This window comes from Xanthomonas sp. 3075, from assembly GCF_014197275.1.
GTDB classification, from domain to species: domain Bacteria; phylum Pseudomonadota; class Gammaproteobacteria; order Xanthomonadales; family Xanthomonadaceae; genus Xanthomonas; species Xanthomonas campestris_B.
This window is the reverse complement of sequence record NZ_JACIFI010000012.1, coordinates 66,675-79,830: the sequence shown is the minus strand read 5'-3', so window position 1 is coordinate 79,830 and position 13,156 is coordinate 66,675. Positions and strand designations below refer to the sequence as shown.

General features: G+C 66.9%; 9 protein-coding genes and 1 pseudogene. 7 read left to right on the top strand and 3 right to left on the bottom strand.

Annotated elements, in window-relative coordinates; translation table 11 throughout:
* Positions 1–114: 114 nt before the first annotated feature.
* From GGR62_RS12810 to GGR62_RS12780, 7 genes and pseudogenes are all read left to right on the top strand, one after another.
* A complete protein-coding gene (locus GGR62_RS12810; RefSeq protein ID WP_184408276.1) occupies positions 115–1,281 on the top strand; it encodes a class I SAM-dependent rRNA methyltransferase in 1,167 nt (388 codons plus the stop codon).
* Between the two features lie 45 nt (positions 1,282–1,326).
* Entirely contained in the window at positions 1,327–1,644 is a 318-nt protein-coding gene (locus tag GGR62_RS12805; RefSeq protein ID WP_184408275.1) for a hypothetical protein, read from the top strand.
* Positions 1,645–1,908: 264 nt separating this feature from the next.
* Positions 1,909–3,174, top strand: coding sequence for a dipeptidase (locus GGR62_RS12800; protein ID WP_184408274.1), 1,266 nt, complete (start codon positions 1,909–1,911; stop codon positions 3,172–3,174).
* Positions 3,175–3,525: 351 nt separating this feature from the next.
* A pseudogene (locus tag GGR62_RS12795) lies at positions 3,526–4,665 on the top strand (glycerate kinase); the annotation flags it as partial.
* A 171-nt stretch (positions 4,666–4,836) separates the two neighbouring features.
* Positions 4,837–6,585: a diguanylate cyclase gene (locus GGR62_RS12790; RefSeq protein ID WP_184408330.1), complete on the top strand. Its 1,749-nt coding sequence runs from the start codon at positions 4,837–4,839 to the stop codon at positions 6,583–6,585.
* Positions 6,586–6,723: 138 nt separating this feature from the next.
* Positions 6,724–7,116, top strand: a complete 393-nt coding sequence (locus tag GGR62_RS12785) for a DUF2628 domain-containing protein (RefSeq protein WP_184408272.1) — start codon at positions 6,724–6,726, stop codon at positions 7,114–7,116.
* 272 nt (positions 7,117–7,388) lie between these two features.
* Positions 7,389–9,866: a GH92 family glycosyl hydrolase gene (locus GGR62_RS12780; RefSeq protein WP_184408271.1), complete on the top strand. Its 2,478-nt coding sequence runs from the start codon at positions 7,389–7,391 to the stop codon at positions 9,864–9,866.
* Positions 9,867–10,142: 276 nt separating this feature from the next.
* Here the strand turns inward: GGR62_RS12780 and GGR62_RS12775 are convergent, their stop codons facing one another.
* The 3 genes from GGR62_RS12775 to GGR62_RS12765 all read right to left on the bottom strand — a co-directional run bounded on the left by GGR62_RS12775 (position 10,143) and on the right by GGR62_RS12765 (position 12,979).
* On the bottom strand, positions 10,143–10,685 hold the full coding sequence (locus tag GGR62_RS12775) for an SMI1/KNR4 family protein (protein ID WP_184408270.1): 543 nt from the start codon (positions 10,683–10,685) through the stop codon (positions 10,143–10,145).
* Positions 10,686–10,835: 150 nt separating this feature from the next.
* Positions 10,836–12,251, bottom strand: a complete 1,416-nt coding sequence (locus GGR62_RS12770; RefSeq protein WP_184408269.1) for an amino acid permease — start codon at positions 12,249–12,251, stop codon at positions 10,836–10,838.
* A gap of 107 nt (positions 12,252–12,358) precedes the next feature.
* Positions 12,359–12,979 carry a glutathione S-transferase gene (locus GGR62_RS12765; RefSeq protein ID WP_184408268.1) on the bottom strand — a complete coding sequence of 207 codons (621 nt, stop codon included), beginning with the start codon at positions 12,977–12,979 and terminating at the stop codon, positions 12,359–12,361.
* Positions 12,980–13,156: the final 177 nt, after the last annotated feature.

Sequence of the window (13,156 nt, the reverse complement as noted above, 5' to 3'; positions counted from 1 at the left end):
CGCCTGATGACAGGGCTCGTAATGACGGCGACAACGCTGGGAGCTACTCCCCTTCTGGGTCCGATTCTGCGTGCCCGGGGCAGGCACGTCAATCCAGCCGGATACAATGGGCCGATGAATACTCCAGTCCCCGTCGTCCGACTCAAGAATGCCTGGCGCTCCAGCCACCCGTGGATCTTCCAGAAGCTGGTGGAAAAGCCCGCCGCCAAGCCCAAACCCGGCACCATCGTCGATGTGGTCGGCGTGGACGGGGAATGGATCGGCCGCGGCTTCTACAACGGCCATTCGCGTATCGCCGTGCGCATCCTGGAGACCGACCAGTCGATGCCGGTGGATGCGGGCTGGTTCTCGCGCAAGATCGCCGCCGCGGTGAGCCTGCGCCGCGACTGGCTCAAGCTCGACGCGGTGTCCGATGCCTGGCGCGTGGTGCACAGCGAAGGCGATGGCCTGTCCGGCCTGGTGGTGGACCGCTACGGCGACCTGGTGGTGGTGGAGTTCTTTGCCGCCGGCATGTTCCGCCATCGCGAATGGATCTACGACGCGCTGCGCGAGCAGTTCCCCGGTTGCCGCTTCCACAGCTTTGCCGACGAACACGTGCAAAAGCAGGAAAGCTTCGACTTCCACGGCAACACCACCACCGAAGCGGCGGTGATCAGCGAGCACGGCATCAAGTTCCGCGCCGACCCGGCCGGTGCGCACAAGACCGGCTTCTTCGCCGACCAGCGCGACAACCGCCAGTGGCTGAGCGAGCAGGTCGAAGGCAAGAGCGTGCTGGACCTGTGCTGCAATACCGGCGGCTTCGCGGTGTATGCGGCCGCACGCGGTGCGTCCGAGGTGCTGGGCGTGGACATCGACGAGGACGTGATCGCCATCGCCAAGGGCAACGCCAAGCTCAACAACGTGCGGCCGAAGTTCGTGCAGGCCGACATCTTTCCGTGGCTGCGCGATGCGTCCAATCGCGGCGAGCAGTTCGATGTGGTGATCCTGGACCCGGCCAAGATGACCCGCGACCGCGAGCAGGTGATCCCGGCGCTGAAGAAGTACCTGGACATGAATAAATTGGCACTGGGCGTGGTCAAGCCGGGCGGCCTGTTCGCCACCTTCTCGTGCACCGGGCTGGTGGCCGAGCAGGAGTTTCTGGACATGCTGCGGCGCGCTTCGTATTTCTCCGGGCGCACCATCCAGATCCTCAAAGTGGCCGGTGCCGGCCCGGACCATCCGTTCATGGCGCACGTGCAGGAATCGCGCTATTTGAAGGCGGTGTTCTGCCGCGTCGTCTAAGCGGACAGCAACCAGCGGCGACCAACCCGTGGAGCGGACCAGGCGATGACACCGGACGATGACGAACGCAAGGCGCTGACCCGGTTGCTGCGGCAGGTCGAGCGGCCCAATGCCAGTCTGCTGGCCAGCAACTGGCCGGTGTTCGGCGTGTGGCTGCTGTTTTCCGGTGCCTTCATGTATCTGTTCCAGACCGGCGACGGCTCGCCGTTGCATCCGTTGATGCTGGCGCTGGGCTCGACGTGTCTGGGCGTATTCGGGGCGTGGATCGTGTTCCGCTCGGTGTGGGCGCGGCAGTGGCCGCATATCCGCGAGCACATCGACGTGGAGAGCGTGCGCGCGCGATTGGCCGAACTCGACGATTGAGATGCAGGACGCGTGGGCTTGCACGTGTGCTGCGGGTTGCACACCCATCCACGCGTTGCGGACGCACCGGTCCGTTGGTGGTGCGGTGAGTCCCGGCTCGGCTTGATGCGGGGCAGTTAGCGAATTCGGGATGACGCCGCCTGGCGAGTGCACGTGCGCGCCGGTGCGTAGTCGCGCTGCAACGCGGCCGGCCGCGCACTTGGCCGGCATCGACCGATGCGGGCGCGGCTATGATCCAGGCACCCCCACCTTCTGCGAGCTGCCATGACCCTGCGCCGCCTGTGCACCGCCATCGCGCTGAGTCTGGCCGTGGCCGCACCCAGCCACGCGCTGGAATTTTCCAAGGCCGAACTGGCGCGCGCCACCGCCTTGCAACAGCGGTTGGTCACGCTGGATTCGCACCTGGACACGCCGGCCAATCTGGAGCGCCCCGACTTCGATGTGTTGCAGGCGCATGCCGGCAACCGGCTGTCGCAGGTGGACTATCCGCGCATGGTCGAAGGCGCGCTCGATGGCGGCTTCTGGGCGGTCTATACCGGGCAGGGCAATCGCAGCGCGGCCGCGCATCTGGACGACCGCGACGCCGGGCTGCAGCGCTTGCTGAAGATCCACACGTTGCTGGCCGCGCAACCGCAGCGGTTTGCCTTCGCCACCACGCCTGCCGATGCCGCGCGCATCAAGGCCGATGGCAAGCGCGTGGTGTACATCAGCATGGAAAACGCCAGCCCGCTGGTGGCCGACCCCACGCTGCTGCGCTTTTACTACGCGCAAGGCCTGCGCCTGATGAGCACCGTGCACTTTCTCAACAACGAGTTCGCCGACTCGGCCACCGACCCCAAGGGACCGGAGTGGAAGGGCTTGAGTCCGGCCGGCCGGCAACTGGTGCAGCAGGCGCAGGCGCTGGGCATCGTGATCGATCAATCGCATGCCTCCGATGCGGTGTTCGACCAGTTGATCGCGCTGTCGCCGGTGCCGATCGTGCTCTCACACAGCGGCGCGCGCGCGGTCTTCGATCATCCGCGCAATATCGACGACGCGCGCTTGAAGGTGCTGGCCCAGCATGGCGGGGTGATCCAGGTGAATTCCTACGGCGGCTATCTGGTCGACAGCGGCGCCAGCCCCGAGCGCAAGGCCGCCGAAAAGGCGTTGACCGAGCAATACGGCGGCTGGGAGCACATCAAGATCGCCGATGGCACCCGCCTGAGCGCAGCGCTCCAGGAACTGGATGCGCGTTATCCGGTCAAGCGCGCGACCGAAGAGGATTTCTTCGCCCATCTGGAGCACGTGCTGGCCGTGGCCGGGCCCGAGCACGTCGGCATCGGCATGGACTGGGATGGCGGCGGTGGCGTGGTCGGCCTGGAAGATGTCTCGGACCTGCCGCGCATCACTGCCTGGCTGCTGCGCAAGGGCTACACCGAACAGCAGATCGCCGGCATCTGGGGCGGCAATCTGCTACGGGTGATGGGCCAGGCGCAGGACTATGCGGCGGGGAATCGCACCTCGGGATCAGGGGAGGCGTCCAGCCGCTAGGGCCGGGAGTCGGGATTGGGGAACTGGGAGTGGAAGGGCGGTCATCGCGCTGGGTCGGCGCTGGCCGCATGGAGACGGTGCACGCTGCGTCTTTGCGTGCACCGTGCGGTGAGCCTCAACCGCCGGCCGCGTTCGATGGCCTCGTCACTGCCGCTGCTGTGGCCGGTGGCGCCGATCGACGCCAGCGGCCAGATCTTCGGCCCGCCGCGGGTGCGCGGGATCGGTGACCCAGCCACGGCACATTGGCAACCTAGGTGCTGCTGGGGCCATGCTGCCGAGCGCAGCGCTGGTGCCGCCGATGCCCAGGCGCGCAACGACCCCAACGCTGCGTCCATTCAAGCGAGTGTCCCCATGAAGATCGTCATTGCTGCCGATGCCTACAAGGAAAGCCTGTCCGCGCTGGAGGTGGCCACGCAGATCGAGGCCGGCTTCCGCGAGGTGTTCCCCGATTGGCAGTACACCAAGGTGCCGGTCGCCGATGGCGGCGAAGGCACGGTCGCTGCATTGGTCGCCGCCAGCGGCGGGCGGGTGATCGACTGCACGGTCAGCGGCCCGCTCGGCAGCCCGGCACCGGCGTTCTTCGGCCTGACCGGCGATGGCCGCACCGCAGTGATCGAAATGGCCGCCGCCAGCGGCCTGGCGTTGCTGCCGCCGGCCGAGCGCGCGCCGCTGCGCACCAGCACCGCCGGGGTGGGTGAGTTGATCCTGGCGGCGCTGGATGCCGGCGCACGTCGCTTCATCATCGGCATTGGCGGCAGCGCCAGCAACGACGGCGGCGCCGGGTTGGCGCAGGCGCTGGGCGTGCAGTTGCTGGATGCCGCCGGCGCGCCGATCGGCCCCGGCGGTGGCGCACTGGCCGCACTGGCGCGCATCGACACCGCAGGGCTGGATGTGCGGCTGCAGGACTGCCACGTCGACGTGGCCTGCGATGTGGACAACCCGCTGGTTGGCCCGACCGGTGCCTCGGCGGTGTTCGGCCCGCAGAAGGGCGCCACCCCGGCCATGGTGGGCCAGCTCGACCGCAACCTGCGGCACTACGGCGACCTGCTGCAACGCGATCTGGGCATGCGCCTGCACGATCTGCCCGGCGGCGGCGCGGCCGGCGGTCTGGGTGCGGCCCTGGTGGCGTTTCTGGGCGCGCGCTTGCGGCCCGGCGTGGAGGTCGTGGCGCAGGCGCTGGGACTGGAGGCGCTGGTCGCCCAGGCCGATCTGGTCATCACCGGCGAAGGCCGCCTCGACAGCCAGAGCCTGCATGGCAAGACCCCGGTGGGCGTGGCGCGGCTGGCGCAGCGGCACGGCAAACCGGTGATCGCCATTGCCGGTAGCCTGGGCGACGGTGCCGCGCTGCTGCACGGCCACGGCATCGATGCGATGTTCGCGGTGGTGCATCGCGCCTGCACGTTGGAGCAGGCTCTGGCCGAGGCCGCCAGCAATGTGCGTATCGCCGCGCGCAACGTGGCGGCGGCGCTGCAGGTGGGCGGGGCGTTGGCGTCGTGTTCGGCAATTGCGCGTGCGTCGTCACGGCAAGGCGGGCACCATGCTGATGGAACCGCAGCACCAGGCGATGGCGCATCTGAGTCAGCGCGGACGCAACGCTGCATTTAGCACGTATACCCATTCCGCTAGACTGCGCGGATTGCCTGGGGATCAGTGAGCAGACCGTTGAATCCATGCGACACCGACGTATCGTCCACCGCCAGTGAAGCGCAGCGCCTGGCGCGTCTGGCGTTGCTGCAGGTGGTCGATACCGACGCCGAGCCGTTTTTCGATGCGTTGGCGGCCGCCGCGCAGGCGATCGCCGGCACCCCGATCGCGCTGGTTTCGCTGGTAGACGAGCAGCGCCAGTGGTGGAAAGCCAATATCGGCCTGCCCGGCGCGAGCGAAACGCCACGCGAGCTGGCGTTCTGCGCCCATGCCATCCAGGACGATGTGGTGATGGAGGTGCGCGATGCTCCGGCCGATCCGCGCTTCAGCGACAACGCCATGGTGACCGGCGCACCCGGTATCCGCTATTACGCCGGCGCGCCGATCGTGTTGTCCGATGGGCTGCGCATGGGCACGGTCTGCGTGATCGACCAGCGCCCGCGCGCGCTGGAGCCTTCGCAGTTGCAGGCGCTGCAGCAGTTGGCCAAGGTCGCCGCCGAAGGCCTGGAACAGCGCCGGCTGATGCTGGAGCGTCAAGCCGCCAACGAACAACTGCAGCAGCGCCTGCGCGAGAGCGAAGGGTTCCTGGAGCGCACCGGCCGGGTCGCCGGGGTTGGCGGGTGGGAAGTGGATGTGGCCAGTGGCGCGCTGACCTGGTCGGACCAGACCTGCCGCCTGCACGATCTGCCCGCCGGCTACCGGCCGAGGCTGGACGAGGCGATCGAGTTCTATCCGGTGGAGGCGCGCGCCGTGATCACTGCGGCGGTCGAAGCCTGCGTACGCGATGGCATCCCATGGGATCTGGAGCTGCCGCTGGTCAGCGCCACCGGCCGGCGGCTGTGGGTGCACAGCGCCGGCTCGCTGGAGCAGGTGGACGGACGCAAGCGCTTGATCGGCGCGGTCCAGGACGTGACCGATCGCCACCGCGTGCTGGCCGCGCTGGCCGCCAGCGAGCGCAAGTTCCGCAACATGTTCCAGTACAGCCTGGGCCTGATCTGCACCCATGACATCGAAGGTCGCCTGATCAGCGTCAACCCGGCCGCCGCACGTTCGCTGGGACGCAGCGTGGGCGAGATGGAAGGCCGCGCGTTGCTGGACTTCGTGCGCCCCGAGCGGCACGGCGCCTTGCAGGCCTATCTGTCGCGCATCGCGCTCGACGGCCAGGATGTAGGTGTGATCGAGCTGATCGCCAGCGATGGCAGCCTGCGGAACTGGCAGTACCACAATGTGCTGGACGTCGAATCGGACGCCACCCTCGTGCTGGGGCATGCCCAGGACATCACCACCCAGTACCAGCAGGAAAAGCAGCTGCTGGAATGGTCGTTCACCGACCCGCTGACCAATTGCTACAACCGGCGCTTCCTCGACGAGCTGGACAAGCGCGACCCCGGCGTGGGCTGGGGCTGCATCGTGGTGGATCTGGACAAGTTCAAGCTGGTCAACGACACCCACGGCCACCTGCGCGGCGACGAGGTGCTGGTGCAGATGGCATGGTTCCTCAACCAACCGCTACGCCCGCAGGACTGCCTGGTCCGTCTGGGCGGCGACGAGTTCCTGGTGCTGCTGCACCAGCCTGAGGCGCCGCAACTGGAGGCGGCTGCGCGCGGCTACATGGCCGCCATCGACCAGGCGCCGATTCGCTTCACCCTGGGCACGGCCTTGCGTCACCCCGGCGAAGCCCTGGCGGCGGTGGTCGATCGCGCCGACCGCGCGCTGTATGCGCAGCGCCGCGCCCGCCGCGGAAGCGGCATCAGCCAGGGGCGCTAGCCCCGTCCACGCGGCTGCATGGCAGTACCCGGCGAAGCTGATCGGCGGCTGACGTCCCCCAACGAGCGCACCCGGACCAATACGCGGATGAATACGCGATCCTTTATCATGTAACCGTTTTCAACTACATGGATTGGAATGGACACCCTCGATCGTACCCAGCTCAGCCCCAAGTGGCAGTTCCGCTTCGATTTCTTCGACCGCCACGGCGGCCCCAAGGATCCGAGCTACAAAGAAGCGCTCAAGACGCTGAGCTTCGGCGAAAAGGTCAAGATCGGCATGAATTTCTATGCCTTCTTCTTCGGCTGCATCTACTTCTTCATCATCGGTCTGTGGCGCAAGGCGTTGAGCCTGATCGGCATCAGCCTGGCGGTCGGCATCATCGCCTCGTTCCTGCCGGCGCCGTTCCAGAATGCGCTGTTCCTGCCCATGTCCTTGCTGACCGGCATGATCGCCAACTACGCCTATTACCTGGACAAGGTGAAGGGCAGCACCAGCTGGAACCCGTTCGAAGGCATGCGCTGGATCTGAGCCGCGCGCTACAGGTGTGACGGCCCGCCGCCACGCCAGCAACGCCAAGCCCGGTCACCGACCGGGCTTTTTTTATGCCCGCAGGTGCTGCAACCGACCGCGCTGCTGCGGCGCAAGGTGGCGTGCGGGCGATGTGTTGCCTACGCTTGGCGCGACCCGTGACCGACGTCGCGCCATGTTTGGATCGATCCAAAGCACACTCGTCCACACCGTGTCGAAGCCGAATGGCCGTCGGCCGATGACCGCTTTCTCCGTTCCCCCGAGGGGTACTCATGCTCGTTGCCGTGAACTGCGTTGCCGCTGCACCGCCCGCTTCATCGACCTCCTGGCGCCGCCGCGCCGCTGCCGGCCTGTGCCTGCTCGGCGCGGCACTGGCCGGTCCGCTGGCCGCGCAGGACCCGGCGCAGGTCAACACCTTCATCGGCAGCAAGGACGACGGCAATACCTTCCCTGGCGCGTCGGCGCCGTTCGGGCTGGTCCAGGTCAGCCCGATCGGCGCGCACTATGCCGGCTGGCGCTACGACGACCCCAGCATTCGCGGTTTTGGCCACTCGTTCCTGTCCGGCGCGGGTTGCTGGGAGCAGGGCGGACAGGTCTCGGTGCTGCCGGTCACCGGCCGCATCGGTCCTGGTGGCGATTTCGATACCGGCGATGCCAAGGCCTTCGACCAGACCCGTTACGCCGCGCGCTACACCCATGACGGCGAAGTGGGCCAGGCCGGCTACTACAAGGTGCGCCTGACCGACTACGGCGGCATTGACGCCGAAGCCACCGCGCTCACCCGCGCCGCCGCCGAGCGCTATACCTTCGCGCCCGGCGCCGACACCGGCCACCTGCTGGTCAACCTCGGCCAGGCCAACGATCGCCACGTGGTGATCGGCAGCCAGGTGCAGGTGGTCGGCGACCGCGTGGTCGAGGGCAAACTGACCACACAGAGTTTCTGCGGCGGCCACGAGTACACCACCTGGTTTCGGCTGGAATTCGACCGCCCGTTTACCGCGCATGGTGTCTGGGGCGAAGGCGGCGGCGTGCCCGACGCGCGCCATAGCATGGGCGGCGAACTCAAGCCCAACGGTGCCTGGCTCAGTTTCCCGCTAGGCAACAACAAGAGCGCGCGGGCCGTGACCGTGGTCAGCGCCATCTCGCACGTGGATGCCGAAGGCGCGCGCAACAACCTGCGCGCCGACGCTATGCACGGTGGCACGCTGCTGGGCCTGGAGCAGATGCGCCAGCGCGCGCAGCAAGCCTGGCGCAAGGAACTGGCCGGCATGCAGCTGGATGGCGCAAGCGCCGACGACCGCACCGTGGCCTACACCGCGCTGTACCACGCCTTGTTGCAGCCGCTCACCGGCAGCGATGCCGATGGCCGTTATCGCGGCTATGACGGTGCGATCCACCGCGCCGACGGCTGGACCTACTACGAATATTTCTCGCTCTGGGACACCTACCGCTCGCAGAACCAGTTGCTCGCCTTGCTGCAGCCGGCGCGCGCGCGCGACATCGGCCGCTCGCTGCTGGCGATCCATCAGCAAGGCGGCTGGTTGCCACGCTGGGGCTACGCCAACTTCGACACCAACATCATGACCGGCGACCCGGTCACGCCATTCCTGGTGGATCTATGGCGTTTCGGCGCGCTGCAGGGCAACGAGGCCGACGCCTATGCAGCGCTGCGTCAGAACGCCTTCGAACAACCGCCGATCAATTCGCGCCACGCCGGCCGCTCCGGCAACGCCAGTTACCTGGCCAACGGCTTCGTGCAATACGACCGCGCGTTTCCGTCCAAGGGCATGGACGTGGACCCGCACCACGGCGGCTCGGCCACGCTGGAATACGCGCTGGCCGACTGCGCGCTGGCGCAGATGGCGCAAGCGCTCGGCCACCCCGACGACAGCGCGCAGCTACGCAAACGCGGCGGTAACTGGCACAGCGTCTGGGATGCCAGCGTGCGCGATGCGGATACCGGCTTCAGTGGATTTCCACGGCCGCGCCTGGAAGACGGCAGCTGGTACGCGCCCTCGGACGACCGCTACAGCCCGCGCTCGCAGCACGGCTTCCATGAAGGCACCGCCTGGCAATACCAATGGCTGGTGCAGCAGGACATCCCCGGCATGCTGCAGGCCATGCACGGCAGCGAACAGGCAGGTAAACGGCTGGACGCCTTCTTTGCCTACGACGACCTGCTGAAGGACCCGCTCACTGCCGCGCGCACGCACTGGGTGGTGGGCCCGTACAGCTACTACAACCAGTACCGCTACAACCCCAACAACGAACCCGACCTGCACGCGCCGTGGATGTACACGCTGATCGGCCAACCGTGGAAGACCGCCACCGTGGTGCGCGCCGCGCAGCAACTGTTCACCAACGCGCCTAACGGCGTTACCGGTAATGACGACCTCGGCACGATGTCGGCCTGGTATCTGTTCAGCGCCTTGGGCCTGTATCCGGCGGTGCCCGGCAGCGGCGAGTTCCTGTTGCACGCCCCGCGCTTCAAGCGGGTCACGCTGGACCTGGGTAACGGCAAACGCCTGCGCATCGATGCGCCCGGTGCCGACGGCCGCGCGCTGCAATACGTGCAGGGCGTGCGTTTCAACGGCACACCGCAGACGCGGGTGTTCCTGGACTGGGCCCAGCTGCAGCAGGGCGGCACGCTGTCGTTCGCACTCACCAAACAGGCGCCGACCCAGGGCTGGGGCACGCACCCCGACGCACTGCCGACGTCGTTCTGCGCGACACCTGCCGCCGCGCCGTGATCCGACACGGCGGTGCTGCAAGCACCAGGCAGCGGCGTGCAGCTTGAAGCCACTCTGCCCCGGGTGACAGTGCGGCAGAGCGATCGGGGGTGAGGGTACGGCTCTGGCGAGGCGTGAGCCTTGCGGGGGATGCGTGTTCTTTGCAGACGCCTGGCGACGCATCCCTTGTCGCCGGCACCCGCTCTGCACCGACCGTATCCAGGTGCACAACGCTCAAGACATCGACAGAACGGTCGGACTGGGACACATGTCTACGTGGCGCACAGACGCAGATCCTTAGAACGCCACCGTCCTTTCCAGACCCTGGTACCTGGGGATATACCAGTAGTCATGTCCTTCCTTGTCGCGATTTTCATACAGCGACGCGACGAATTCGCGGAAGGAGCCGGCTTGCTCCCAGACCTTATTGTTGTTTTCCGCTCCCCAGGCACTGAGCGAATGCAGCCATAAATAGACCTTGCCGTAAGAGCGCTCATCGACGCCCAACAGAATTTCTATGCCTCCCGGGTTGGAGCCGATCACCAGCATATTCGGTGGGTTGCGCCTGTCGAATGTGCCACCGTTCCAGATGTCCTCGACAAAACTCCAGGAATAAAGGCAGTTCACGAATGTTGCGGAATCCTGCATTGGGTCCGCACCGACGGGAATCTTCATGTCGAAGATCAAGGGATAGATCCGGCCGCCGTTATAGTTGACCATGAAACGGCGATAATCCTCCGGTACCTGCTTGCCCGTCTCACGCTCCCATCGGGAGATTGCGTTGGTCGGGTCGGCAACGCAGCTCCAGTCGCCGTCGTCGGGTACAACGATCGTATCCATTGTTCACTCCTTGCAAATGCAGGCGTACTGCTGCCGCCAGAATCGAGGCGCTGCACCCCATGCGGGGTCGATGCAGCAGCACCATCGGTCTCCAGGGCACCCCGCATAGCATGCAGGGTGCGAGCTCCCGAGGCAGCAGAAGGCAGGCTCTCAGTTCGCCTGATTCAACCGACTCATGTGCCGCCCGTACGCCACATACACCACCACACCCAGCGCATTCCACAGCAGGAACCACAGCTGCGTCCTACTCGGCAGGCTCCAGAACAGGTACAGACAGCCGCCGATCGCCACCGGCCCCACCACCCACGCCAGCGGCGTGCGGAACGAGCGCGCACGGCCCGGTTCGCGCACGCGCAGCACCAGCAGACACGCCGCCACTGCAGTAAACGCGGCCAGGGTCCCGGCATTGGCCAATGCGGCAATTTCGTCCAGCCGCGCCACGCCTGCCAACGCCGCCACCAGCACCGCCGTGAACAACGTCGTCGCCACCGGCGTGCCGGTGCGGGCGTTGACCTTGGACAACCCACGCGGCAGCAGGCCATCGCGCGACATCACGAAGAAGATGCGGCTCTGCCCGTACAGGAACGCCAGCAACACCGTGGGCAGCGCGATGATCGCCACCGCGCCGATCACCAACGCTGCCTTGCCGTGGCCGAGTTCGCGCAGGATCAGCGCCAACGGCTCCGGGCTCTTGCCGAACACGGTGAAGCTCATCGCGCCCACCGCCGACAACGCCACCAGCACATAGATCAGCGTGCAGCCGATCATCGAACCGACGATGCCGATCGACAGATCGCGGCCCGGGTTCTTGGTCTCTTCGGCCGCAGTGGAGATTGCATCGAAGCCATAGAACGCGAAGAAGATGATCGCCGCCGCCGCCATCACCCCGCGCTCCACGCCATCCGGGCCTTCCGCCTTGGAGAAGCCATACGGCATGAACGGCTGCAGGTTGGCGCTGTCGAACGCCGGCAACGCGATCGCCACGAACACGCCCAGCGCGATGATCTTCAGCACCACCAGCACCGCGTTGAGCGTGGCGCTTTCCTTGGTGCCGGCCATCAGCATGCCGGCCACCAGGAAGGTGATCACCACCGCTGGCAGGTTGACGATGCCGCCGGCGTGCGGCCCGGCGATCAAGGCATGCGGCAGATTGACCCCCAACCACTGCAGGAAGCCGACGAAGTAGCCCGACCAGCCCACCGCCACGGTGCTGACCACCAGCGAATATTCCAGCACCAGGCTCCAGCCCACCACCCAGGCGATGCTCTCGCCGAGCGCGGTGTAGCTGTAGGTGTAGGCGCTGCCGGCGGCCGGCATCATCGTGGCCATCTCGGCATACGCCAGCGCCGCGCAGGCGCATACGATGCCGGCGGCGACGAACGACACCAGCACCGCCGGGCCGGCCTTGTCCGCGCCCACGCCGATCAGCGTGTAGATGCCGGTACCGACGATCGCGCCGATGCCGAGCGCGATCAGATGCGGCCAGCTCAGGCTACGGACCAGCTGCCGGCCGGCCTCGTGCACGGTGACCTGATCGATGGATTTGCGCCTGAGCCAAGACGACATGCGGACCTCGCGGGAATCAAAGAATTTCCCGAGTGTGGCCCAACGCGCCGCAGCAATGCTATCGGTCCAAGGTCATGCGTCGGCGCCGGCGCGGCAGCAGGTAGCGTCTACGGCGCGTTGCAGCCATGACGTTGAAACCCGGTACGTGTCTTCAGGCGTGCGTAATACGCCGCCACCGCCGGCAACACCGGGCGCTCGATCGGGCTGGCAAACCAGCGCTGCGTCGATAGCCCCAACACGAGATCGGCCAAGCTGAAATCCGCCCCGAGCACAAACGGGCCGCCGCGTTGCAGCTGCGCGTCCAGGATGGCCATGTGCCGATTCCACGCGTGCACGCTTGCCGCGATCGCCTGCGCATCGGTATGCGCCGGACTGCCGCGCACCGTGGCCATGAACGCGTAACGCCAGGCGGTGTTGAGTTCGGTGGCCTGCCAGTCCATCCATTGCTCGACCAGCGCACGTGCAGCGGGAGCCGTGGGCAACAGGTCGGCGCGACCTGCACGCGCGGCCAGATACCGACAGATCGTGTTCGACTCCCACAGCACCACATCGCCGTCGCGAATCACCGGCACCAGTGCATTGGGATTGAGCGCGCGAAACGCCGGCGTCTCCACCGGTGCGAACCCGCTGCCATACGCGTGCAGCGTGTAGTCCAGCGCCAGTTCCTCGCACAGCCACAACACCTTGCGCACGTTGATCGAGGTCGGCTTTCCGTAGAGCTCAAGCATGATCGGCGGCAGAGCGGGAGAGCAACAACCTTAACGCATCGCCAGGCCGCCCCGAACCCGGCACCCGCCATCGCGCACGCTGTACCGTCCACGCCCACGCCCACGCCCGGCGCAGCGCGAACGCGCACCACTCGACCCAGACCCGCGCCATGGTTCCGCACCGACGCATCCAGCCGG